This window comes from Mycobacterium hackensackense (assembly GCF_025822555.1).
Classification (GTDB): Bacteria; Actinomycetota; Actinomycetes; order Mycobacteriales; family Mycobacteriaceae; genus Mycobacterium; species Mycobacterium fluoranthenivorans.
This window is the reverse complement of sequence record NZ_JACKUC010000031.1, coordinates 211,402-234,234: the sequence shown is the minus strand read 5'-3', so window position 1 is coordinate 234,234 and position 22,833 is coordinate 211,402. Positions and strand designations below refer to the sequence as shown.

General features: G+C 69.1%; 21 protein-coding genes. 9 read left to right on the top strand and 12 right to left on the bottom strand.

The features are described from left to right. Positions 1-11: 11 nt before the first annotated feature. Entirely contained in the window at positions 12-1,646 is a 1,635-nt protein-coding gene (locus tag H7J86_RS21225; protein ID WP_267293288.1) for an Hsp70 family protein, read from the top strand. Between the two features lie 10 nt (positions 1,647-1,656). After that, the gene (locus H7J86_RS21220) at positions 1,657-3,195 is read left to right on the top strand and encodes an acetolactate synthase large subunit (RefSeq protein ID WP_267293286.1); all 1,539 of its coding nucleotides are present in this window, start codon (positions 1,657-1,659) and stop codon (positions 3,193-3,195) included. Here H7J86_RS21220 and H7J86_RS21215 read toward each other — a convergent pair. Next, a complete protein-coding gene (locus H7J86_RS21215) occupies positions 3,192-4,280 on the bottom strand; it encodes a class I SAM-dependent methyltransferase (RefSeq protein WP_267293284.1) in 1,089 nt (362 codons plus the stop codon). The genes H7J86_RS21220 and H7J86_RS21215 overlap by 4 nt on opposite strands. A 65-nt stretch (positions 4,281-4,345) precedes the next feature. On the opposite strand from H7J86_RS21215, the gene H7J86_RS21210 reads away from it, so the two are divergent. Then, positions 4,346-5,074 (top strand): SHOCT domain-containing protein, encoded by a 729-nt coding sequence (locus H7J86_RS21210; protein WP_267293282.1) that lies wholly within the window; start codon positions 4,346-4,348, stop codon positions 5,072-5,074. On the opposite strand, the gene H7J86_RS21205 is transcribed toward H7J86_RS21210, so the two are convergent. The 4 genes from H7J86_RS21205 to H7J86_RS21190 form a co-directional block, all read right to left on the bottom strand. Continuing rightward, positions 5,071-6,432, bottom strand: coding sequence for a styrene monooxygenase/indole monooxygenase family protein (locus H7J86_RS21205; RefSeq protein WP_267293280.1), 1,362 nt, complete (start codon positions 6,430-6,432; stop codon positions 5,071-5,073). The genes H7J86_RS21210 and H7J86_RS21205 overlap by 4 nt on opposite strands. A 63-nt stretch (positions 6,433-6,495) precedes the next feature. Further along, positions 6,496-7,353, bottom strand: coding sequence for a DUF7161 family protein (locus tag H7J86_RS21200; RefSeq protein ID WP_267293278.1), 858 nt, complete (start codon positions 7,351-7,353; stop codon positions 6,496-6,498). 2 nt (positions 7,354-7,355) lie between these two features. Beyond that, entirely contained in the window at positions 7,356-7,976 is a 621-nt protein-coding gene (locus H7J86_RS21195; protein WP_267293276.1) for an MBL fold metallo-hydrolase, read from the bottom strand. Next, entirely contained in the window at positions 7,973-9,058 is a 1,086-nt protein-coding gene (locus H7J86_RS21190; RefSeq protein ID WP_267293274.1) for an S-(hydroxymethyl)mycothiol dehydrogenase, read from the bottom strand. The genes H7J86_RS21195 and H7J86_RS21190 overlap by 4 nt, the downstream gene beginning before the upstream one ends. A gap of 115 nt (positions 9,059-9,173) precedes the next feature. On the opposite strand from H7J86_RS21190, the gene H7J86_RS21185 reads away from it, so the two are divergent. Beyond that, positions 9,174-10,022 carry a chemotaxis protein CheY gene (locus H7J86_RS21185; RefSeq protein ID WP_267293272.1) on the top strand — a complete coding sequence of 283 codons (849 nt, stop codon included), beginning with the start codon at positions 9,174-9,176 and terminating at the stop codon, positions 10,020-10,022. 4 nt (positions 10,023-10,026) lie between these two features. Here the strand turns inward: H7J86_RS21185 and H7J86_RS21180 are convergent, their stop codons facing one another. Continuing rightward, positions 10,027-11,670 (bottom strand): peroxidase family protein, encoded by a 1,644-nt coding sequence (locus H7J86_RS21180; protein ID WP_267293270.1) that lies wholly within the window; start codon positions 11,668-11,670, stop codon positions 10,027-10,029. Positions 11,671-11,791: 121 nt separating this feature from the next. On the opposite strand from H7J86_RS21180, the gene H7J86_RS21175 reads away from it, so the two are divergent. Continuing rightward, positions 11,792-12,616 carry a serine hydrolase domain-containing protein gene (locus H7J86_RS21175; RefSeq protein ID WP_267293268.1) on the top strand — a complete coding sequence of 275 codons (825 nt, stop codon included), beginning with the start codon at positions 11,792-11,794 and terminating at the stop codon, positions 12,614-12,616. A gap of 111 nt (positions 12,617-12,727) precedes the next feature. Continuing rightward, on the top strand, positions 12,728-13,240 hold the full coding sequence (locus tag H7J86_RS21170; RefSeq protein WP_090353990.1) for a DUF3145 domain-containing protein: 513 nt from the start codon (positions 12,728-12,730) through the stop codon (positions 13,238-13,240). Here the strand turns inward: H7J86_RS21170 and H7J86_RS21165 are convergent. Beyond that, on the bottom strand, positions 13,237-14,685 hold the full coding sequence (locus H7J86_RS21165; RefSeq protein WP_187096126.1) for a flavin-containing monooxygenase: 1,449 nt from the start codon (positions 14,683-14,685) through the stop codon (positions 13,237-13,239). The two genes, H7J86_RS21170 and H7J86_RS21165, sit on opposite strands and share 4 nt — an antisense overlap. After that, complete coding sequence (locus H7J86_RS21160; RefSeq protein WP_267293266.1) at positions 14,682-15,545, bottom strand: SDR family oxidoreductase; 864 nt, start codon at positions 15,543-15,545, stop codon at positions 14,682-14,684. The genes H7J86_RS21165 and H7J86_RS21160 overlap by 4 nt, the downstream gene beginning before the upstream one ends. Positions 15,546-15,626: 81 nt before the next feature. On the opposite strand from H7J86_RS21160, the gene H7J86_RS21155 reads away from it, so the two are divergent. Further along, positions 15,627-16,271 carry a TetR/AcrR family transcriptional regulator gene (locus H7J86_RS21155; RefSeq protein WP_090353665.1) on the top strand — a complete coding sequence of 215 codons (645 nt, stop codon included), beginning with the start codon at positions 15,627-15,629 and terminating at the stop codon, positions 16,269-16,271. Here H7J86_RS21155 and H7J86_RS21150 read toward each other — a convergent pair. Genes H7J86_RS21150 through H7J86_RS21140 form a run of 3 tightly spaced genes read right to left on the bottom strand, consistent with a single transcriptional unit; the run spans position 16,208 to position 20,038 of the window. Beyond that, complete coding sequence (locus H7J86_RS21150; RefSeq protein WP_267293264.1) at positions 16,208-17,512, bottom strand: methyltransferase regulatory domain-containing protein; 1,305 nt, start codon at positions 17,510-17,512, stop codon at positions 16,208-16,210. The two genes, H7J86_RS21155 and H7J86_RS21150, sit on opposite strands and share 64 nt — an antisense overlap. Before the next feature lie 58 nt (positions 17,513-17,570). Continuing rightward, a complete protein-coding gene (locus H7J86_RS21145) occupies positions 17,571-18,461 on the bottom strand; it encodes a diacylglycerol kinase (protein ID WP_090353668.1) in 891 nt (296 codons plus the stop codon). After that, entirely contained in the window at positions 18,458-20,038 is a 1,581-nt protein-coding gene (locus H7J86_RS21140) for an FAD-binding oxidoreductase (protein ID WP_187099451.1), read from the bottom strand. Before H7J86_RS21140 ends, H7J86_RS21145 begins: the two co-directional genes overlap by 4 nt. 20 nt (positions 20,039-20,058) lie before the next feature. Between H7J86_RS21140 and H7J86_RS21135 the strand changes: the two genes are divergently transcribed. Both H7J86_RS21135 and H7J86_RS21130 read left to right on the top strand, forming a co-directional pair. Beyond that, positions 20,059-20,643, top strand: a complete 585-nt coding sequence (locus tag H7J86_RS21135; RefSeq protein WP_090353669.1) for a TetR/AcrR family transcriptional regulator — start codon at positions 20,059-20,061, stop codon at positions 20,641-20,643. After that, positions 20,640-22,148: a glycerol-3-phosphate dehydrogenase/oxidase gene (locus H7J86_RS21130; protein WP_267293263.1), complete on the top strand. Its 1,509-nt coding sequence runs from the start codon at positions 20,640-20,642 to the stop codon at positions 22,146-22,148. The genes H7J86_RS21135 and H7J86_RS21130 overlap by 4 nt, the downstream gene beginning before the upstream one ends. An 18-nt stretch (positions 22,149-22,166) precedes the next feature. Here H7J86_RS21130 and H7J86_RS21125 read toward each other — a convergent pair whose 3' ends face one another. Further along, a complete protein-coding gene (locus tag H7J86_RS21125; protein WP_090353672.1) occupies positions 22,167-22,811 on the bottom strand; it encodes a dihydrofolate reductase family protein in 645 nt (214 codons plus the stop codon). Positions 22,812-22,833: the final 22 nt, after the last annotated feature.

The following is a 22,833-nucleotide window of genomic DNA, read 5'->3' as shown; positions in this document are numbered from 1 at the left end:
AGGTAGGTGTGATGACGGAGTCGGTTGGGCTGTCGGTTGGTGCCACCAATCTGGCGGCGGTGGCGGTGGGTCGGGCCGCGGTGACGCGGCCGGCCGTGCTGACGCGCGAGCGGGGTCCGGTGTTCACCGATTTCGTGGACCGGGTCGGCGATCCGGTGGGATTGGTGGCCGCCGACGGATCCACCCACCGCGCGGAGGCGGTGCTCACCGAGGCCCTGCGCGCCCTGCGTGCGGCGGTCCCCGCCGGCGGGCACACCGGTATCAGTCACCCGGCGCACTGGCAGGACCGACAGGTCGACGCGCTGCGGGCCGCGCTGGCCGCTGCCCCTGAACTGCGGACGGCACCGCTGTTCTCCGATGCCGGCACGGCACTGACCGCGTTGGCCGACAATCCGGGGTTGCCGGCGCGCGGGGTGGTGGTGCTCTGCGACTTCGGCGGCACGGGCACCAGCATCACGGTGGCCGACGCCGCCCATGGTTATCAGCCGATCGCCCCGACGGTCCGCCACTCCGAGTTGTCCGGTGCGCTGATCGACCAGATGTTGCTCACCCAGGTGCTCGCCGGCGTGCCCGGCGCGGTCGATGCCGCCGGAACGTCGGCGATCGGCTCGTTGACCAAGCTGCGGATGGCATGCCGGGCGGCCAAGGAACAACTCTCCGGTGCCGCAGCGGCCTCGGTCGCGGTGGATCTGCCCGGCCATCGCACCCAGGTGCGGATCACCAGGGACGAGCTGGACGCGGTGCTGCGCGCACCGTTGGCCGACTTTCTCGCCGTCCTGCAGGACACGTTGCAACGCAGCGGGATCCGGCCGGCAGAGTTGGTGGCCGTGGCCTCGGTGGGCGGTGGTGCGCGCATTCCCGCGGTCACGGCGGCCCTGTCCGAACGGTTCCGGGCGCCGGTGGTGACGATGCCACAACCCGAGTTGGCGGCCGCGATCGGGGCCGGTATCCGGGCCGCCCGCGGACCCGCCGATGACGGCGCGACCGCGGTGGCACCCCTGGCGGCGATGGCGCCGCCGCCGGTGGGGGACCCGGCGATGTCGAGTACGTTCCGCGCCTTGGCCTGGTCCCAGGACACCGACGAAATTCCCGACCCGGAGCCGTTCGTCGTCGACAACCCGATCCCGCCCAGGCCCGAGGTGCATTTCACCGACCATGAGGAACCGGCCGCCGAACCGGATCCCTGGTACCGGCGGCCCGCGCTGCTGCTGGGCACCGGGGCCGCCGTCGTGCTGGCGGTGTGTGTGGCCGCGGTCGTCTTCGTGATGCGCACCGATCAGGCGCAGACGCCCGCCCCCCAGACCACGACGGCCACGGCGACGGCGAACCCGGCCACGCAGTCGGCGGCCCCGTCGGAGCCGACGCCCGCGGAGGTGCCCGCGCCGGCAACCGAGGCGCCGGCGCAGACCCGGACCGTCACCCGGCAGGCACCGGTGACGCAGGAGCCGTCGCAGCCCAGCACCGAGACGCCGGCACCGGAGACCACCAGTGCGGCCCCGCCGCCGGCACCGTCACCCGAGCCGACCACCGAGGCGCCGGTGACGCAGCCGCCGGTCATCCCGACGATCCCGACCATTCCACCGATCCCCACGATCCCCGGCCTGCCGCCGTTCATTCCGCAACCGGGGCAAGCGCTTCCGCACTAGGGTGGAGCCGGTGAACACCGGTGCCGATGTGGTGATCGGCCGATTGCTGGCCGGCGGAGTCGAGGTCTGTTTCGCCAATCCCGGGACCTCGGAGATGCATTTCGTGGCGGCGCTCGATCACACTCCCGCGATGCGCGCGGTGCTGTGCCTGTTCGAGGGGGTGGCCACCGGTGCCGCCGACGGTTATGCCCGGATCACCGGCACACCGGCGGCCACGTTGCTGCACCTGGGGCCAGGATTGGCCAACGGCCTGGCGAATCTGCACAACGCACGGCGCGCGCACAGCCCGGTGGTCAACATCGTCGGGGATCACGCCACGTATCACAAGGAGTTCGACGCACCGTTGGAATCCGATATCGAGGCGCTCGCCCGGTGGCCGGAAGGTCTGGTGTTCCGGCCCGCCGCCGCGGACGCCCTGGCGGTATCGGTGGATGAGGCGATCACGGCCGCGGCGGGGCCGCCCGGGCGGGTGGCCACCGTGATCCTGCCCGCCGACTATTCCTGGAGTACCGCCGAGGTCCCGGTGGTCACGACACCCGAGGCGCCCACCGGCGACGACGTCGCCGCCGATATCGAGCCCGTGGCCGAACTGCTGCGGACCAGCGGTCCCGGCGCGGCGTTGCTGCTCGGGGGCGCGGCGACCACGGAGGCCGGACTCGTTGCGGCGGCGCGTATTTCGGCCGCGGTCGGGGCCAGGGCACTGGTCGAGACATTCCCGGCGAGACTGACCCGCGGGGCCGGTGTCCCACCGATCGAGCGGCTGGCCTACCTGGCTGAGCAAGCCGAGCAACAGCTCTCCGGGATCACCCATCTGATCCTGGTGGGTGCCCGTTCCCCGGTCGCGTTCTTCGCCTATCCGGGTAAGGCGAGCGGACTGGTACCCCGCGGCACGCAGATCCAGACGCTGGAGCCGGCCGACCTGGACCGGCTCGCCGACGCGCTCGCCGCACCCGCGCTCCCGCCCGCCGTGCAGGAGCCACCGGCGTTGCCCAGCGGCCCGCTCAATGTCGCCAACTGGGCCCAGGTCATCGGGGCGCTGCTCCCCGACAACGCCGTCATCGTCGACGAGGCGAACACCAGTGGGGTGCTGCTGCCCGCGGCGACCGCGGCGTCCCCGCGTCACGACGTGCTCACGTTGACCGGCGGCGCGATCGGGCAGGGACTGCCGGTGGCGGTCGGGGCTGCGGTCGCCGCCCCGGACCGGCCGGTCGTCGCGCTGCAAGCCGATGGCAGTGCGCTGTATACGATTTCGGCGCTGTGGACGATGGCGCGTGAACGGCTCGACATCACCGTGGTGATCCTGAACAACCATGCCTACGCGATCCTGCAGCTGGAGCTGGCGCGAGTGGGGTCGGCGGCCACCGGGCCGCAGTCACGGTCGCTACTGGATCTGGGCAATCCGGATATCGACTTCGTCGCCCTCGCAACAGGATTTGGCGTACCCGCCAGCCGCGCGAGCACCGCCGAGGAACTGGCCGACCAGTTCCGGGCCGCGGTGGCCGAACCCGGACCGCATCTCATCGATGCGGCGATTCCCGCCTGGGGCTAGTACGTCTTCGGCCGCTTGTGCAGCACCACCACGGCCAGCGGGATCCGGATCTGCTCGGGTGCCGCCGCCAGCCGGGCCGCGACGCCGGCCTCCAGCGCGTCGGCGAAGACCAACCGGCGGTCCGCCGGTAGCACCCCGGTCAGCGCCGGGAACACCGCCGCTCGCATGAACGCGGCCCATTCCGCGCCGAAATGCCGTGCATCGCCGTCGATCTGATACTGATGCCAGAACCGGTCCTCGGCGTCGAACACTTCGAGGTGCTCGATCGCGAGTTGTTCCAGGCGCCCGGACGGGGCGAACGGCGAGTGGAAATCGGCGGCGCGCCGGCCGGCGATGGGGATGTTCATCCGGCTCAGCTCGGCATCGGTGATCACGCCGCGGGCCGCCAGCTCGGTCAGTTCGGCCATCAACGCCTGCAGCACCGGCCGGTAACCGAACTCGCCGTCCTCGGAGACGGCCATGGTGAGCACCACCGCACGCCCGCCCGGACACAGCTCACGGCCGCGGAACGCCACGAACTCGTGCCAGTCGAAGGCCGCCTGCTTCTGGTGTGCCGCGCGCACCTCCGCATCGGCGCTGAAGGACGCGTGGATGTGATCGGGTACCGGGGCGGGCACCCGGCCCAGCCACAGCACCGACCAGGCCGACCAGCCCAGGTTGACACTGTTGGACGGGATGATCTGGGCGTAGTACGACCGCCCGACCGCCGAGGCGTACGCGGCATGGTCCTTCTTCAGGTAGCTGTCCGGATCCTCGGCGAGAATGCGGAACAGCGCACTGAAGTCGTTGTCGGGGACGTCGGTGTGCGTCACCATGATCGAGTGCTCGGTTCGGGTCCGCTGACGCAGCACCGCGATGGCGGCCGAGATCGGCAGCAGCGAGTTGTGCCCGTTGGCCGCGCCGTAATCGGCCAGCACGATGGGCCGAGGGGCAGCGGGGATGGGTACCACCTGGGCGGCTTGCTCGAACAGGGTGATGGCCCGTTTCAGGCCGGCCGCCTGCAGCCGGGAACCGGCTGTATAGAACGCACTTCCCGGTGGGATCGGTCGCACCACCACACTGGACTCGCGGCTCGAACTGGACACCTTGATGACGGTAGTACGCCGTCGCGGTACGCACCTCCGGACAGCGGACATGACACACTTCGCCCATGAGTGCCGCGACTGTGCCCAAACTCCTCACCGCGATCGCGGTGGTGACCATGATCGTGTCGGGTATCGCGTTCGTCGTGGCGCTGGTGCTCAACGCGTTCGTACTGGACAAGTACGACGCCTATGGCGAGGTGCCGATCCCGGGGCGCAGCACGCTGCACCTTCCGGCGGGTGAGGTCAACATCAGCTTCCACACCCAGATCATCGGTAGCACCAGCGGCGGTGGACTGCCGATCCCGAACCTGCGGTTGCGTGCCGACCCGCCGGCCGGCGTGCCCGAGCCCGTGGTGACCGAGAACATCGGCGCGACCACCACGGTCAACAACGATGCGCGGGTGCGGGTGTGGGTGGCCAAGATCGCCGAGGAAGGCGACTACCGCATCACCACCGAGGGCAATGTCAGCGCGTTCATCAGCCCGCGGCTGGCCTTCGGGCACGGCAGTCCGGTGCCCCACCTGCCCTGGTGGGCCGCCGCGGTGTTCGGCGTGGCCGTGGTGGACCTGATCGTCGCGCGGGTGTGGGCCGCCAAGGTGCGCCGCCGCCCGGTACCGATCGGCCCGGCGCCCTCCTTCACCATCGACGCCGTGCCCGATTCCGGCGCGACCTTTACCCCCACCGATGACGGCGTCCGTATTCAGCAGCTCAAAACGCTTGCCGCGCTCCGTGATTCCGGCGCACTGACGAAGGAAGAATTTGAATCCGAGAAACGCCGGCTGTTGGGCTCTTAGACCGCGCTCAAGGCCAGCCCGGAGCGCTGGAACCTCCCTGCCGGCACGAAACGGGCCAGCAGTTCGTCGGCGGGCTCACCCGCGAAGTCGGCGATCAGCTGCTTGGCCGTGGCCTCGGAGGTCACGCTCTCGAACGGGCGTGGATCATCCAGCAGGCCAAGCAGTTTCGAGGCGAATCGGCTGCTCCCGCTGGCCGCGGCGAAGAACAGGCTGCCGTATGCGGCCAGCTCCGGATCGGCCAGGAACAGCCGGGTCACCTGCTGGGCGGCCCGGGCGCGGTGGTCGTAGAACTCTGCGAAAGCCGCTGTCAGCCAGGCGGTGTCGAAGGGACCGTCATGCGCGCCGGCCCTGTGCACCAGGGCGGCCGCCTGGATCAGGCCGCCCTGGGCGCCTTGTCCGGCGATCGGGTCGAACGCCACCGCGGTGTCACCGAGCGCGGCCACCGGATGGCCACCCGCGGTGTGGCCCACCCCTGACCGCACCAGCTGGGTGACGGCGCCGGTCAGCCAGGAATGCGGGTCCTCGTCGATGACCCGCAATTCGGTCACCTCCGGCAGGTCCCAGTCGATGTAGTCGCGGTGCAGATCGGTGGCGACGGTGAGCGCGGATTCGGCGCTGGTCACCGTGGCGAACCGGCGTTCCCAGTCGCTGCCTGGGCGAGCCCAGCCGAGAAACGCCCACGTCGGTCCGGCGTCCTTGTGCAGATACGGACCCCAGAACACCTCGCCCTGATCGGCGACCACGGTGAGTGCGTTGTGTGCTCCGCCGGCCGTGCTGCGATGAGCGAAGACCTCCGGGCCGTGCGGCAACCCGGTGACCGTGAAGGCCAGCAGACTGCGCTGGGGCTTGTCGTACGCGGTGCGGGCGGGGTTGACGGGAAACAGTGACGACAGCCCGCCACGGCCGGTGGCCACCAGCGTCAGGTCGGCCTTGGCGGCAATGGTATCGAGGCCTTCCGGGTCGACCGGCTGCACCACGAACCGGCCGCCGCGCTGCTGGAACAGGGTCAGCCGGTCGTCGGTCTTGAGCCGGGTGTCCACGGCGATCCCGCGGAAGCCGTCGAACCAGCCGTCGAAGGCGATCGCCTCGGCACCCGCGTCGACCACCCGCACACTTTCGCCCGTCGACAGCGGCGCGGTGGCCAGATACGTGTTGAGCCCCAGGCTCTCCTCGGCGCGCTGGGCCGCGCCGAGGATCAGCGCGGTGCCACTGGCCGGGATGCCGTCCCGCAACTGTTGCTGGTCCAGATTGCTGTACACGGTGACGTCAAAGCCCTTGTCCAGCAGTCCCAGCGCCGCGCTCACGCCGGTCTGCCCGGCGCCGATGATCGCCGCGGAGCGTCCACTCGATGTCGTCATGGCATGACTATCGGTGGACCGTCGGCGTGTCGGTAGGGACTCGCTCAGCGTGATCGCAAAGGGTCAGTGCAGACCCAACTGGTCGGCGTCGACGGAGACGACCGCGGAGCCGTCTTTCGGAAGCCGGACCGCGAGGCTGCCGTCCGGGTCGACGCGGTTCCCGACGATCCGGACGAACGCGGTACCCACCGGCAGGCCGAGTACGGGGACACCCGACGCATCGGTGGGGTGATCGGTCCGTAGCACCGCCCGTTTCCCGGCCAGATGTTTGCGGTCGGCGGACGGTGGTGTGGCCGCCGGCGCCCCGGGCGGTGGCATCCAACGATCCTCGTGCTCCCCGGAGCGGCACTGCCCGGCGAAGGCAAGCGCCGCCCCACGATCAGCGCAGAACAGCTCGTACATCCCGAGGTCGATGCCGTGGTACTCGCGGTACTCGCCGTCGCGTTGCGGCATCGGGGTCCGCAGGTAGCGGCGGCCGGTCGAGCGTTCGACGCCGAGCTCGGTGAAAAGGTTGCCGTCCCGGTATTCGCGCACCCGCTCGAAGGTGTAGACCGCGGGTGCGGTCACCGCGGGCGGGCGGCCGTCCGCGTCGGTGCCGTGCATGCGCAGCCCCAGCCGAACCAGCCCGAAGGCCGCAGCGGCCACCGATGCCGCCAGTGCCGTGCCACCGGCGAGGGCGATCAGTGGGTAGTAGAACGTGTAACCGTCTGCCCGCCAGGCATATACGATCGCCGCCGCATAGGCGGTGACCACCGACGCCGGTATACCGACGACGGCCAGGAGCACGCCGAGCGCCGCGACACCGGGCGCCCCGCTGTCGCTGAGTGTGACGCTCATGGCGCCGGCATATACCGACAGGCCCACCCAGCCGAGCAGGATGACGAACAACAGGATCGTCGCCACCGCGTCAACGGTGTGCATCGCTAGTGCCCCCGCGCCACCCATTCGTCGTAGTGCACCAGTTCGCCACCGATGGTGGTGGTGTCGCCGTGCCCGGTGTAGACGACGGTCTCATCCGGCAGGGTGCCCAGCTTCTTGCTGATGGATTCCAGGATGGTGGGGAAGCTGGAGTAGGAGCGTCCGGTGGCGCCGGGGCCGCCCTGGAACAGGGTGTCTCCGGAGATGACGGCATTGAGGGCCGGTGCTGACCAGCACACCGAGCCGGGGGAGTGCCCGGGGGTGTGCAGGGCGTGCAGCTCGATGCCGCCGGCGCTCAGCGCCAGGCCGTCTTGCACGCTGTGAAAATCCTTGTCCGGGTGGATCTCCCGCCACAGCATCTCGTCGGCCGGGTGCAGGAACACCGGGGCGTCCAGGGTCTTGCCCAGTTCGGGGGCCACGGTGATGTGGTCGTTGTGGCCGTGGGTGCAGATGACGGCGACGACGTTGCGGCCGCCCACGGCCTCCACGATCGGCGCGGCGGTGTGGGCGGCGTCGAAGACGATCACGTCTGAATCGTCACCGACGAGCCAGATGTTGTTGTCGACGTCCCAGGTGCCGCCGTCCAGGCTGAAGGTGCCGCTGGTCACGACCCGTTGCACGCTCACAGGATGACGACCGATCGGAGTACCTCGCCGGCGTGCATCTTGTGGAAGGCGTCTTCGATGGCGTCGAGCCCGATGCGTTCGGAGACGAACTTCTCCAACGGCAGCCGGCCCTGGCGGTACAGCGAGATGAGGGTGGGGAAGTCGCGTTCGGGTAGGCAGTCGCCGTACCAGGACGACTTCAGCGACCCGCCGCGGGAGAAGAAATCCACCAGCGGCATCTCCAAGGTCATATCCGGGGTGGGCACGCCGACCAGGACCACGGTGCCGGCCAGGTCGCGGGCGTAGAAGGCTTGTTTCCAGGTTTCGGGGCGTCCGACGGCGTCGATGACGACGTCGGCGCCGAACCCGTCGGTCAAATCCTGGATGGTCGCGACGGGGTCGAGTTCTTTGGCGTTGATGGTGTGGGTGGCGCCGAAGGTTCTGGCCCAGTCCAGTTTCCGGTTGTCGGTGTCGACGGCGATGATGGTGCGAGCTCCGACCAGGGCGGCTCCGGCGATGGCGGCGTCCCCGACGCCGCCGCAGCCGATGACCGCGACGGTGTCATCGCGTCCGATGTTGCCGGTGTTGATGGCTGCGCCGAGGCCGGCCATCACGCCGCAGCCGAGTAGTCCGGCGACGGCGGGGTCGGCTTCGGGGTCGACTTTGGTGCATTGGCCTTGGTGGACGAGGGTTTTGTCGGCGAAGGCGCCGATACCGAGGGCGGGGGTCAGTTCGGTGCCGTCGGTCAGCGTCATTTTCTGGGTGGCGTTGAAGGTGTCGAAGCACAGCTGCGGGCGGCCGCGTTTGCAGGCCCGGCATTCCCCGCAGACTGCGCGCCAGTTGAGGATGACGAAGTCGCCGACGGCGACGTGGGTGACGCCCGGGCCGATGGCTTCGACGGTGCCGGCGGCTTCGTGCCCGAGCAGGAAGGGATAGGAGTCGTTGATGCCGCCTTCGCGGTAGGTCAGGTCGGTGTGGCAGACGCCGCAGGCGATGATGTCGACCACCACTTCGCCGGGTCCCGGGTCGGGGATGATGATGTCGACCAACTCGACGGGCTGCTTCTTGGACCGGGAAATCACACCGCGCACTGTCTGAGGCATGCGTATAACCTAATGCCTCCGCCAAAAAATGGAATGGTGTCCAAACAAATGTCCGGTTGCCGGCGGGAAGCGTCAAGGCGACACCGCGGCCCAGCTCGGCGCGTTACCGTGGGACATGGCGTCACACTCGTTGTCGGCCGGTCACGGAGCCGACCTCCTCGTCATTGCCCGCGCGGCGTTCCGGCGCAGCGATTGGCATACGAGTTACGAGACCTTCGCGCGTGTCGAGGGCGTGCAGACCCTGGCGGTCGACGACCTGGCGGCCTACGCCTGCGCCGCATGGCGGCAGGGTCACGGCCGGGAAGCCGTCCGGATCAACGAGCGGGTGCACGCCCTGCTGGTGCGCACCGATCCGGTGCAGGCCGCGGTCAAGGCCGCCGAGCTGGGATTGGCCTGGCTGGCTCGCGGGCACGTCGCCGTCGCCGAAGACTGGGCCGACCGCGCCGCCCTTCTGCTCGCCGGAACTCCGGAGAGCGCCGCCCACGGTTATGTCGCCTATCTCACCGTCGTGCTGGCGTCCGACGACGACGCCGTCGCGGCCTTGCACGCGATCGCCGGTCGCGCCGCCGACCCGGCGTTGTCCGCGCTGGCGGGTGCCGCCGAAGGTATCGCGGCTCTGGACCAGTGGCGTCACGCCGAGGGATACGCCCTCCTCGACGAGGCGCTGCTGCCGGTGCTGGACGAGCGGCTGCCGATGGAATGGGCGGGCGACGTGTACCGGCGCGCGCTGCTCCTTGCCCGGGGGCACGCCGACGCCGCCCGGCTGCGGGCCTGGTCGGAGTCGATGCAGCGCTGGAGTGAGGCCACCGATGCCGCCGCCTACCGCGCCATCTGCAACGTGCTGCGCGCCGGCCTGAACGCCGAGCCGCCCGCGAGCCGGGTCATGGACCTGCGCCGGGTGATCGCGGAGGTCGATGCCGCGGTGGCCGGTCTGCTGGAGGATCTGCTGGTTCGGGTGCGCTGAACGATCAGCCTGCGAGCCCGCAGGAAAAGCTCGCGTGCACGGCGTCGGGTGTGGTGCAGTTCCGCGCGATCAACTGCTCCAGGGACCGTGTTTCTCCGATGATCGCCATGCCCGTCTTCGAGAAGGTCCGTTCGTTGAACACGTTGCGGGCAAGCAGCGGATTGGTGAGTGCCTGAGTGAAGGCGTCGTAGGCCACCATCGTCGTCAAAAGCTCGCCCATCATCGCGTAATCGGGGTAGTCCTCGGCGAATACGCCGACGTACCACTCGAGATTGTCGATGTGCCCGTAGAGCGCCTCCAGGCGTGCTCGAACGTCCGCGTCGGATGTGAGGTCGCGGAAGCTGTTCAGCCGCTTGAGGCTGAAAGCCTCGCGGTAGTCGTTGTACGAGCTCAACCGCGCCTGGCGCATCAATGTGATGGTCCGTTCCTCGACCGACGGATAGTTCGGATGGGCCCGGTCCACCAGGAAGTACGGGGTGTTGAGAAGTCCGATCTTTCCGGCGCGTTCCGCGGAGAACTGTGTTACCAGGGACTCGATTCCGCGGGTCATCACCAACGGATTGTTGTTTCGAAAGTCTTTTGGGCTCAACCGGTCTGGTCCCTCGCCGATACTGTCGGGCACCAGCATGTGCCAGCGGTAGAGCAGATTGAATTCGATCGAGCACCAGTTCGGCCTGTTCCAGCGCTCGCCGTCGGCGATGAACGGGACCACTTGGAGGGGAAAGTCGAACGGGCCGATGTGTTTGATGTATTCCTCGACGACGAGTTTCAGCAAGAGCACGATCATGACGTTGCGCGCGGTTTCGAACAGCCGGTCGTCATCCCAGTCCGGGTGCTGGTGGTGGAGCAGACGTGCGATCCGGTTGTGTTCACGCAGGAAAACGGTGTCGAGCACCGTGTGGCCGATGGTGGAGTTGCCGTGTTCGAGACCGACCGCGAAGACGGAGTCCTTCCGGACGTCGGGAACGTCACCGAGGATCGTCTCGATGAAGAATTCTTCCTCGTGGAGACCTCGGAACTCGGCCTTGAATGTGAGTGGCCCGCCCGGATCACGCGGTTCGAAGAGGAACGGCGGGAACTCCTCACCGTCGATCAGCTGACTCTTGAGTCGTCCGCCATCGTGCGCGCGCAGCATGGCGGTCTTCTCCGCGCTGAGCCCGTAGATCTGGCATAGGTCGATCTCGTGGTTGGACGTGTTCTTCCTGCCCATCGTGTCGGCGCGGCTGGTCCGCAGGAAACTGTCGGTGAACCACTGCGCGAAGAACATGAACATGGCGCTGGTGTCGGTGGATTTGATCTCCTGCTCGCGGCGGTAGAGCCCGGTCACATCGGCGGCTGCGGGTAGTGCTTCCGGCGGTGTGGTCGACGGCGGCAGGTGGCGTCCGCTGTACGTGCGGTCGGTCAGGCTCAGCCAGCTCGTGTAGTCGCTCGCGAGCGAAAGTGCGCGGGGGCGAGGTGGAGTGGCATAGCCGTAGTAGTTGATGACCAACCTGCTGGCGGTCTCCCGCAGAGGCCCGACCGCGCTGATCAGTTCGACGATCTTCGGCAGATGGCGGGTCACCGGTTCGGGTAGGTTCGGCGGCTTCAGGCCGAGTCGCGCTATCGCCTTACGTGGCTCGCGGACCAACAGCAATGGTGTCGAGAACATGTAGCTCCCTTGGTTGGGCGAGGATTCGCCCTCGATCATTCCCGGCGCTGAGCCGTCGGATACGCGTAGTGCGGTACTCGCCTTGCTGTTCGGCCGCGGGCACGCACGTACCATTCGAGCCGTGAGCGCCCTCGATGCCTTGTCCGACTGGCCGGTGCCCAACGCTGCCGCCGCGGTGGTGGGACTGTCCGGCATCCTCGCCGTCCACGGTGACGTCCGCCATTCCTTCCGGCTGGCATCGGTGACCAAGCTGCTCGTCGCACGCGCGGCGCAGGTCGCCGTCGAGGAGGGCGCCGTCGAACTCGACACCCCGGCCGGCCCGCCCGGGGCGACGGTGCGGCATCTGCTGGCGCATGCGTCGGGGGTGGCGATGCAGTCGGATCAGGTGCTGGCCAAGCCAGGTGCCCGGCGCATCTACTCCAACTACGGCTTCGCGCTGCTGGCCGGCGCGCTGCAGGATGCCGCGGACATCGAGTTCGACGCCTACCTGCGCGAGGCGGTGTTCGCGCCGCTGGGCATGGCGGATTCCGAGCTGGACGGCGGGGCCGAGGCCGCCGGGTACGGCGGGCGGTCCACGGTGGCAGACCTGGCGGTGTTCGCCCGGGAGCTGCTGCGGCCCGCGCTGGTGTCCGCGTCCATGCACGAGGCCGCGGTGACGGTGCAGTTCCCCGGCCTGGCCGGGGTGCTTCCCGGGTTCGGGTCACAGCGGCCCAACGACTGGGGGCTGGGGTTCGAGATCCGGGACGGCAAGTCTCCGCACTGGACCGGAGCCCGCAATTCGGTGCGCACCTTCGGGCATTTCGGGCAGTCGGGCACGTTCCTCTGGGTCGATCCCGACGTTGACCTCGCGCTCGTGGTGCTGACCGACCGCGATTTCGGCGACTGGACCTACCCGCTGTGGCCGGCAATCTCTGATGAGGTCCTGAGAGAATTCGCAGCACACTAGCGCAACTGTGGCCCCACAAGGCACAATAGACACGCACGAAACAACTGCATCGCTTTGGTAACACCAGGTCGTTGGGGAAGACGTCCCTAGTGGAAGCCGAAGGAGCAGATGATGCGTGCGTCGAACCAGTTCGCCGATGCGACGACTGGCGTGGTTTACGTTCACGCCTCGCCCGCGGCGGTATGCCCACACGTGGAGTGGGCCCTTTCGTCGACCCTGTCGGCGCGGGCGAACCTGAAATGGACGCCCCAACCGGCCATGCCGGGGCAGCTTCGTGCTGTCACGAACTGGATCGGGCCGGTCGGTACCGGCGCGCAGCTGGCCAACGCCCTGCGGTCGTGGTCGGTGCTGCGCTTCGAGGTCACCGAGGATCCCAGTGAGGGCGTCGACGGACACCGTTGGTGCCACACCCCGCAACTCGGCCTGTGGAGCGGTGCGATGAGCGCCAACGGCGACGTCATCGTCGGCGAGCAGCGTCTGCGCACGCTGATGGCCTCCGGCGCCGACACGCTGGCCGCCGAACTGGACACCGTGCTGGGCACCGCATGGGACGAATCGCTGGAGCCCTACCGCGGTGGTGGCGACACCGGCGAGATGACCTGGCTCAACAGGGGCGTCGGCTAACTGACCCGGTAGTGCGCCGGGTCGGGTTCGGTCAACATCCGGGTGAGCGTGGCGCGGTCGAACGGCCACAGGTCGATGGTGCCCGCCTCGGTGCGATACCAGGAATTGCATCCGGTGTTCCACACGGTGGGGCCGATCGCGTCGGCGACCGCGGCATTGAACTCTTCGGTGGCCTCCTCGGTGACTTCCACCTCGGTGATCTCGCCGTCGCGGAACCGCGTGAGCCAGGCCACGATGTAGCGGGCCGTGGTCTCCGCGGAGTACTGCAGGGGAATCGATCCGGTCGGTGAGTTCGGGCCCAGCACCGTGAACAGGTTCGGGAACCCGGGGATCGCCGTCATCCGGTAGGCACGAGGACCTTTCACCCAGGCCTCGTCGAGGGTGATCCCGTCGCGCCCCACGATCGACATCGGCCGCATGTAGTTGTGCGCGTGAAACCCGGTGGCCAGCACCACCACATCGACCTCGTGGTGCGCGCCGTCGGCGGTGCGGATACCGGTCGGGGTCATCTCGGTGATCGGGTCGCTCACCAGCAGGGCGTTGGGCCGGGTGATCGCGCGGTAATAGCTGCCCGACACCACCTGGCGTTTGCACAGCGGTTGGTAGTCGGGGGTCAACGTGGCCCGCAGGTGTGGATCGCGGATCTGGGCCCGCAGGCTCAGCCGGGCATAGGCCTGCACGGCGCGACGACGCCACGACGGCGTGGTCACGACATCGGCGAGGATGTTGGACATCCACTGCAGGCGGTCGAAGGTGAAGGCGTGCAACGCCGGCCAGCGCCGCAGTGCCGCCGTCAGTGCCCGGGGTTGGCGCAGCCACATCGGCGCCCACAGGATCCACTGCGGTGAACGGGCGAAGTGCAGTACCGCGGCGGCCTCGGGTTGCAGCGCCGAGACCACCTGCACCCCGGTCGAACCGGTGCCGATCACGGCGACACGCTTGCCGCTGGTCTGGACGTCGGGATCCCATCGCGCGGTGTGCACCACCGGGCCGCCGAACCGGTCCATGCCGGGGATGTCGGGGATGAACGGGTGGTGCAGCACCCCGGTGGCGCACACCACGAAATCGGCGGTCATGGTGTCGCCGCCGGAGGTGGTGAGCTGCCAAGTGCCGTCCTGGTAACGCGCCGCGGTGATCTCGGTGTTCAGCCGCAGGTGTGGGGCCAGCCCGAAGCGGTCGACGATCTCGCGGTGATAGCGCTGGATATCGGGACCGGTGGCCCACAGATGGCTCCACGCCGGATTCGGCGCGAAACCGAATTGGTAGATCTGCGAGGGCACATCGCAGGTGAGGCCCGGATAGCGATTCCAGTGCCAAACGCCCCCGACGTCGGAGCCCTTCTCCACCAGGGTGAAATCGGTGAAACCGGCCTGGCGGAACGTATGCGCGGCGGCGATCCCGGCCATCCCGGCACCGATGATGACGATGCGGACCGAGCGCGTCATGAGACCACGCCCGCATGATCGTCGGCCTGCCGGTCCAGTCGCTGTTGGTAGGCCATCCGCGCGCTCGGGTCGATACCGGTGAGCGCACGCCGGTCGTCGATGCGGGTCCGCAGCGCCCGCTCGACTGACTCCGGCACGAACGCGTCGACCAGCGCCCATCCGGGCGCGACCCATCCGGGCACCGAGGTGCGCGCCGCGCGGGTGCGCAGCGTCCGGAACACCGCGCGTGCCACCGCATCCGGATCCACGGCGGGCAGGCCGCGGCCCAGGGGCGCGCCGGACGCGAGTTCGGTGCGGACCGCCGCGGGCAACACCGCGGACACCGTGACGCCGGTGCCGGCGTACTCGCGCCGGGCGGCCAGCGACGCACCGAGGGCGGCGAACTTGCTGGCGTTGTAGGTGACCATGCCGGGTATGGGGATCATCCCGGCCATCGACGCGATGTTGACGATATGGCCGCGGCGCCTGGCCGCCATCGCCGGCAGCACCGCCCGCATACCGTTGAGCAGACCGCGGACATTGACATCCAGGATCAGGTCGGTGGTCTGCTCGCTTTCGGCGTCGAACGGTCCCAGCGGCATGACGCCGGCGTTGTTCACCAGGACGTCCACCGGACCCGAGGACGCCTGCACCTCGCCGAGGAAGCGGGCCCAGGATGCGCGGTCGGTGACGTCCAGGGGCGCGCTGCGGCAGCCCACTCGGCCGGCGGTACCGGCGCCGACCTCGGCGTCGACATCGCCGATCCACACCGTGGCACCGCGTGCGGCGAACAGTTCCGCGGTGGTGGCGCCGATGCCGCGCGCGCCCCCGGTGACGACGACCACCGCCCCGTCCACCGTCGGCTTCCTCGAACCGAACATTGCCGACCCCTTCCATATCGAGATACTGACGGTATCTGAATACTCAGAGTCAAATCAATACCCGCGGTTTATGATCTGCACATGCCGCGGCTGACCAGGGCGCAACGCCAGGAGCAGACCCGCGCCGAGTTGGTGCGGGCCGCCAGGAGGCGCTTCATGGTGCACGGGTATGCGGCCACCAGCCTCGACGATGTCGCCGAGGACGCCGGCTATTCCAAGGGGGCGGTCTACTCCAACTTCGGCAGCAAGCCGAACCTGTGCCGCGCCGTCCTCGAACTCATCCACCGGGAGAAGTTCGGTGAGATCGCCGAGCTGGCGATGGCGGACGCCGACCTGGACAGCCGGATCGCGGCCGTCAATGCCTGGTTCGAGGGCACGGTGGGCGACGTCGGCTGGACCATGCTCGAGCTCGAGTTCGTGGTGCTCTCGCGGAACAACCCCGAACTCACCGAGATGATCACCGCGCTGCGCGAGGAGGCCGCACAATCGGTGGCCGGTGTGTTGCGCGCGCTGTCGGCCGATCTGGGGATCGACGAATCCAGTTCCCTTGCGGCGGGTTTGGACGATCTGGGCAATCTTCTGCTGAGCGCGGGTATCGGGCTGGGTATCCAGCGCGCCATCGACCCGTCCGTTCCGGCGCGTCCCGCGACGGAGGCGATCCGCTATCTGGTGAACATGCTCGGCGCGGTCGGATCATCGATGGGCGCAACGGGATCGAGTCGGTAGCAGACCAGTCCGCGCACGATCAGCATCTGCAGCAGCATGTCGATGCGGGTCTGCAGGTCCGCCGGCGGCTCCAGCCCCGCGCCCGTGAGCCGCTCCCGCACCGCCCGGGTGAGCCGGTGCCAGGACACCGTGTGCGGCCAGCATGCGGTGAGCACGTCCAGTGCGGCCTTCACACCGTGGTCGTTGGTATAGATCTGCCGGGTGCCCGGCTCCCCGTAGTACTGGCTTGAGTGGTCGAACCGGGTGAAGCCGTCCGCGGCGGGCAGGCGCGAGGCGAAGTGCAGCAGGGGAAAACGGGCGGGACCGACGTCGTAGCGGATCTGCCCGGCGCGGCACGCAGGTACCACCAGTGACTGGCGGAACGCGCGGTTGCCCACGAAATCCAGGCGCTGCTCCAGTTCGAGTTGGCTCTCGCACTCCTCGATCAAGCGCTGCGCTGTCTCCTCCGCGTAGTTCGCGGCATACATCGTGTCGGGCCGGGCATCGGCGAGGTACACCAGCTCATGCGCATCCAGGCGCTCCACGAAGTCCACGAAATAACAAGGTGAATTGAATCTTTCGAGTTCTTCGTGCAGCAGGTAGTTGTCCCCGATCTGACCGCTGGTGGACAGATAGGTCAGCACCAGCCGTTCCAGTTCGCTGCCGGCCGGGGCCACGTCACCGAGGAAATCGATGAGGGTCCTGGCCCGCCGGGCCCGTTCGGCCGGCATACCGCCGGGATGGTCGAACCGGGTGGGGAAGTCGCGCAGCACCTCCTTGGTTTTCCAGCCCGGATAGACGTCGTAGCTGACATAGGCCACGCCCTGTGGCGCCAGTGCGGTACGGATGGTGTCGAGGACGGCCTCGCGCACATGGTCGGGCACCCAGCTGTACACGCCATGGCAGACGATGAAATCGAACGGCCCCAAGGGGTTCAGATCGAACTCGGCGATATCGCCATGTAGCAGGGTGACATTGCGCAGACCCTTGGCCGCGGCCGTGTGGCGGCCCGCCGCGATCTGGACGCCGGACAGATCGATCCCGACGACGGTGGCTTCCGGGTATGCCGACGCGAACGGCAGCAGGTTTGCCCCGGAGGCGCAACCGATCTCGAGGACGCGGGCCGTGTCGACCGCCGGCGGATCGACCCCGAAGAGGTGTGCCACGGCCGCGAGGTGGTCGGGTGAGGGCACCGGGCGGACCGAGGAACCGTATGGGGCCTCGTCGTAGTCGGCGCGCCGCCGTTGCGTGGCTGAGTTCACGACATCCTCCTGTCCTGGCAGGAGATCGTTGCATGCGTGGCTGGCAACCACCGGGAAGTTAGCTGCGGAGCAGCTTCAGTGCATCCGGCACCGCGGACACCGTTACCGGCAGTGGGCAGGCGAAGTCGCCATCGGCATAGGCGTTGATGCCGGGGGAGTCGACCACCACGGCGGCCGCCCGCTTGGTGGTGACCTCGGGGAGATTGACGTGGGTACCCTTGAAGACGGTGGGGAACAGCCGGATCAGTTTGGTGCGCGACGCGGAGTGCACCATCGTGATGTCGAGCAAGCCGTCGGTCGGGTCGGCCCCCGGGCAGATCAGCATGCCGCCGCCGTAGCTGCGGGTGTTGCCGAAAGCGGCCAGGGTGAGTTCGGTGACGACCTCCGGCCCGTCGTCGAAGGTGAGCCGGAACGGCAGCAGCCGCAGCCGGGACAGCTCCGCGACCATGGCGACGTTGTAGCGCATCCGGCCGTGCGGCCAGCTCATCCGGTTCGTGCGGTCGCTCACCAGCGAATCGAAGCCCGCCGCCATCACCGTTCCGAACCACTTGACCGCACCCGCGGCATCGACGATGCGGCCCAGATCGATGGTCTGCGTCTTTCCGTCGGCCACCACGTCGGCAGCCGCCTCGGGATCGCCTGTGGGGATGCGGAATTCGCGGGCATGGTCGTTGCCGGTACCCGCCGGGATGATTCCCAGCGGGACGTCACCGAGGGCCAGTGCCTGCAGCGCCACCGAGATGATGCCGTCGCCGCCGACCACGACGAGCGCGTCGGTGCCGCGGGCGAGTTCGTCGTCGACGAGCCGGCGGGCGTGCGTGGCGTCGGTGCCGACGATCTCGCACACGTTGATCCCGCGCTGCTGGAATCGTGCGATCGCGCGCTCGGCGGCATGTGGTGCGTTGCCGTGTCCCGACGCGGGGTTGGTCAGAACGGTGATCCTGTTCACGGAATCAGCTTGCCGGGGTTGAGGATTCCCGCGGGGTCGAGCACCGCCTTCACCGCACGCAGCACCTCCACGCCCAGATCGCCGATCTCGTCGCGCATCCACGGGCGGTGGTCGGCGCCGACCGCGTGGTGATGGGTGATGGTCGCGCCGGTGCGGACCATCGCCTCCGACGCGGCGGTCTTGGCCTTGTTCCACTGTGCGATCGGGTTGCCGCGCTGGGCGGCCACGACGGTGAAGTACAGCGAGGCTCCGGTGGGGTACACGTGCGAAATGTGACACATCACCAGCGCCGGCGTGCCGGATTCGGCCAGTGCGCCGCTCAAGGCGTCGGTGACCGCGGCCTTCAGCGCGGGGATGTTCGACCACGAGGTGGCGGTCTCCAGCGTCTCGCACAGCGCACCGGCCGCCAGCAGGGAATCCCGCAGGTAGGGGGCGCCGAAGCGGCCGTGCTCCCAGGCCCGGGCCGGGGCTTCGCCCAGCGAGGTGCCACCGAGGGCGGCCAGCACCGCCCGGGTCTCGTCGTGCCGGCTCTCGGTGTGCGCCGCCGAGCCTTCGAACACCGTGATCGCCAGGCATCCGCCGGTCACGCGCTGCTCCCCGATGCTCTCGGTGGTGGCCAGGTTGACCCCGGTCTCCACCTCATCGGACAGCCGGATCACCGTCGGGCCGGTTCCGGTCTGGGTCACCGCGCGCAACGCGGCGGCGCCGGTGGCGAAATCCGGGAACGACCACGCTTCGTAGCGGGTGGTCTCGGGCACCGGGTGCACCCGGACCCGGACGGCGGTGATGATCCCGAAGACGCCTTCGGAACCGACGATGAGCTGGCGCAGATCGGGGCCGGCCGCCGAGGCCGGGGCCCGGCCGAGGTCGAGCACACCGGCCGGCGTGACGGCGCGCAGACCGCGGACCATATCGTCGAAGCGGCCGTAGCCGGCCGAGTCCTGGCCCGAGGACCGGGTGGCGGCGAACCCGCCGATGGTGGCGAATTGGAAACTCTGCGGGAAGTGGCCGAGGGAGAAGCCGTGCTCGGCGAGCAGCCGTTCGGCGTCGGGTCCGGTGACCCCGGCCTGCAGCACCGCCTCGCCGGAGATCTCGTCGACGCTGAGCAGCCGGTCCAACCGGCGCAGATCCAGCGACACCACCGCGGCCAGGTCGCCGCGCTCCGGGTCGAGGCCGCCCACCACGCTGGTGCCGCCGCCGAACGGGACGACGGCGATGCGCTGCCTCGCGCAGTACTCCAGGATCGCCGCGATCTCCTCTTCGGAACCTGGCAGCAGCACCGCGTCGGGGGCATCTTGAACGCCGGTGTCCTTGCGCCGCAACAGGTCCAGAGTGGATTTGCCGCCGGCCCGCAGGAGCCGGTCCTGGTCGTCCACGCGGCAGTGGCCGGCGCCGACGATGGCTTCCAGCGATGCGCAGTCGCCGGGCGTCAGCCGGGACGGGCTGAGCTTCACCTGCTCGGCGGTGATGTCGGCAGTGTCCGATTCCTCGATGCCCAGCGCCTGCTTGAGCAGGGCCCGGATCCCGTCGGACAACGGTTTGGCCGCTGCGGGATCGCCCCAGGCATTCCACTTCATCATGCGTTACAGTATTACACATGATGTCAATCAGTAACGACGATGGCGGTGAATCGCTGGCCGACCGGATCCTGGATGCCGCCGCCAGTTGTGTGCTGGCGTTCGGCATCGAACGGGTGACTCTTGCCGAGATCGCCCGCCGGGCCGGCGTGAGCCGGCCGACCGTCTACCGGCGCTGGCCCGACACCCAGTCGATCCTGGCCGCGTTGCTGACCGCCCGGGTCACCCGGGTGCTGGTGGACGTGGGTGAGCGCGGGGTGGGGCGCACCGACCTGGTGGCGCGGATGGTGGCGGTGGCGCAGCGGCTGCGCCAGGACGAGATCGTGATGTCGGTGCTGCACACCGCACCCGAGCTGGCCATGGTGTACATCGCCGAGCGCCTGGGCACCAGCCAGCAGATCCTGATCGACGCGCTCGCCGGTCAGCTCAAGCTGGCCCAGGAGCACGGCAGTGTGCGTGCCGGTGATCCCCGGCAGCTGGCCGCCATGTGCCTGCTGATCACCCAGTCGGCGGTCCAGTCCGCGCAGATGGTCGCCCCGATCCTGGACGCCGAGGCGCTGGCCGTCGAACTCCAACACGCCCTGAACGGATACCTCAAGCCATGAGTACCGCACTGAACGCCGCGCGCCGCCGCGCCGAACTCGCTGCGCTCGCCGACACCGCACTGATCGACATCGTCGTGATCGGCGGCGGTATCACCGGTGCCGGTATCGCACTCGATGCGGCCAGCCGTGGCCTGTCCGTGGTGCTGGTGGAGAAACACGATCTGGCCTTCGGCACCAGCAGGTGGAGTTCCAAATTGGTGCACGGCGGCCTGCGCTACCTGGCGACCGGCAATGTGGGGATCGCCCGGCGCAGCGCCGTCGAACGTGGAATCCTGATGTCGCACAACGCTCCTCATCTGGTGAAGGCGATGCCGCAGCTGGTGCCGCTGTTGCCGTCGATGAGCCGGGCCTCCCGCGCGCTGGTGCGCGCCGGATTCGTGGCGGGGGACGGACTGCGCAAGCTGGCCGGTACGTCGGCCTCGATCCTGCCGCGGTCGCGCCGGGTGGATGCCGCCCGCACGGTACAACTCGCCCCGACGGTGCGCCGCGACGGCCTCGACGGCGGTTTCCTGGCCTTCGACGGGCAGCTGATCGACGACGCCCGGCTGGTCACCGCGGTCGCTCGCACCGCCGCCGGACATGGTGCGGTCATCCTGACCCGGGTGTCGGCGTCGGCGGCGACCGGGACCTCGGTCACGCTGACCGATGAACTCACCGGCGAAACCCTCGGGCTCAGCGCACGCGCCGTCATCAATGCGGCCGGGGTCTGGGCGGGCGAGGTGGATCCGTCCCTGCGGCTGCGGCCCAGCCGGGGCACCCACCTGGTGTTCGACGCCGCGGCGTTCGGTAATCCCACTGCCGCCCTGACCATTCCGATTCCCGGTGAGCTGAACCGATTCGTCTTCGCGATGCCCGAACAACTCGGTCGGGTGTACCTCGGACTCACCGACGAGGAGGCACCCGGGCCGATTCCCGATGTCCCGCAGGCGACCCCGCAGGAGATGACCTTCCTGCTCGACACGGTGAACACCGCGCTGCAGACCGCCTTGGGGCCCGGGGATGTGCTCGGTGCCTACGCCGGACTGCGCCCACTGATCGATACCGGAGAAGGCCGGACCGCCGACGTCTCCCGCGAACACGCCGTCACCGAATCGTCGGCGGGGGTGATCAGCGTGATCGGCGGCAAGCTCACCGAATACCGCTACATGGCCGAAGACGTGCTGGACCGGGCCGTCGCGCTGCGCGGCCTCACGGCCGCACCGTGCCGGACCAGGAACCTGCCGCTGGTCGGCGCCACCCGGGAAGCCGTTGCCGGACTGCCACCTTCACTGGTCGCCCGGTTCGGCGCCGAAGCGGTGGAGGTGCTCGCCGGTGCGACCTGCGCCCAGCCCGCCGAACCGGTCGCCGACGGCATCGACGTGCTGCGCGCGGAGTTCGAGTTCGCGGTGACCCACGAGGGCGCCCTGACGGCCGAGGACATCCTGGACCGCCGAACCCGGATCGGACTGGTGGCGGCCGATCGCGAACGTGCGGCCGCCGTCGCGGCGGAGTTCTTCGTCGACTGAAGCGCGGGTACCGGACGCTCAGCGCCGCCAGAACAGGTGATGGGTGACACCGCTGGGGCTGGGCACCACATCGCAATGGAATCTGTCCAGCAGTTCGTCGGGGGAGTCCCACAGCCGGGATCCGCGACCGAGGGTGAACGGTGACACCGCGACGTGCAGGGTGTCGACCAGATCGGCGTCGAGGAACTCCCTGATGGTGGTCGCCCCGCCGCCCAGCCGCACATCCTTGCCCCCGGCGGCCTCGCGGGCCGTCGCCAGCACGGCCGCCGGCTCGCCGTCGACGAAGTGGAAGGTGGTGTCCGACAGGGTGAATGACGGGCGTTCGTGGTGGGTCAGCACGAACACCGGGGTGTGGAACGGCGGTTCGTCACCCCACCAGCCCAGCCAGTCATGATCCGCCCACGGGCCGCGATGGGGACTGAACTTGTTGCGCCCCATGATCTCCGCGCCGATGTTGTTCGCGAAATCTCGGGTGAGGTAGTCGTCGAGGCCCCGGGTACCCCCGGGGTCGGTGCGGTTGGGCCAGCTGGCCGTCGCACCGGCCCACGCGAACATGGTGCCCGGGTCGGCGTGGCCGAACGGCCGTTCGAAGCTCTGTCCCTCGCCGGCACCGAAGCCGTCCTGGGAGACGTTGAAGTTCTGGACTTTCAGCAGCTGCACCATGACCAGTAGACCCGGTGCGCCG

What these genes read in the sequence shown, in the direction of transcription:
- H7J86_RS21225 (WP_267293288.1), top strand. Translation starts at nt 12, where the DNA reads ATGACGGAGTCGGTTGGGCTGTCGGTTGGTGCCACCAATCTGGCGGCG.
- H7J86_RS21210 (WP_267293282.1), top strand. Translation starts at nt 4,346, where the DNA reads ATGAGTGCCGCGACTGTGCCCAAACTCCTCACCGCGATCGCGGTGGTG.
- H7J86_RS21205 (WP_267293280.1), bottom strand. Translation starts at nt 6,432, where the DNA reads ATGACGACATCGAGTGGACGCTCCGCGGCGATCATCGGCGCCGGGCAG.
- H7J86_RS21200 (WP_267293278.1), bottom strand. Translation starts at nt 7,353, where the DNA reads ATGCACACCGTTGACGCGGTGGCGACGATCCTGTTGTTCGTCATCCTG.
- H7J86_RS21190 (WP_267293274.1), bottom strand. Translation starts at nt 9,058, where the DNA reads ATGCCTCAGACAGTGCGCGGTGTGATTTCCCGGTCCAAGAAGCAGCCC.
- H7J86_RS21185 (WP_267293272.1), top strand. Translation starts at nt 9,174, where the DNA reads ATGGCGTCACACTCGTTGTCGGCCGGTCACGGAGCCGACCTCCTCGTC.
- H7J86_RS21180 (WP_267293270.1), bottom strand. Translation starts at nt 11,670, where the DNA reads ATGTTCTCGACACCATTGCTGTTGGTCCGCGAGCCACGTAAGGCGATA.
- H7J86_RS21170 (WP_090353990.1), top strand. Translation starts at nt 12,728, where the DNA reads ATGCGTGCGTCGAACCAGTTCGCCGATGCGACGACTGGCGTGGTTTAC.
- H7J86_RS21165 (WP_187096126.1), bottom strand. Translation starts at nt 14,685, where the DNA reads ATGACGCGCTCGGTCCGCATCGTCATCATCGGTGCCGGGATGGCCGGG.
- H7J86_RS21160 (WP_267293266.1), bottom strand. Translation starts at nt 15,545, where the DNA reads ATGTTCGGTTCGAGGAAGCCGACGGTGGACGGGGCGGTGGTCGTCGTC.
- H7J86_RS21155 (WP_090353665.1), top strand. Translation starts at nt 15,627, where the DNA reads ATGCCGCGGCTGACCAGGGCGCAACGCCAGGAGCAGACCCGCGCCGAG.
- H7J86_RS21140 (WP_187099451.1), bottom strand. Translation starts at nt 20,038, where the DNA reads ATGAAGTGGAATGCCTGGGGCGATCCCGCAGCGGCCAAACCGTTGTCC.
- H7J86_RS21135 (WP_090353669.1), top strand. Translation starts at nt 20,059, where the DNA reads ATGATGTCAATCAGTAACGACGATGGCGGTGAATCGCTGGCCGACCGG.
- H7J86_RS21130 (WP_267293263.1), top strand. Translation starts at nt 20,640, where the DNA reads ATGAGTACCGCACTGAACGCCGCGCGCCGCCGCGCCGAACTCGCTGCG.
- H7J86_RS21125 (WP_090353672.1), bottom strand. Translation starts at nt 22,811, where the DNA reads ATGGTGCAGCTGCTGAAAGTCCAGAACTTCAACGTCTCCCAGGACGGC.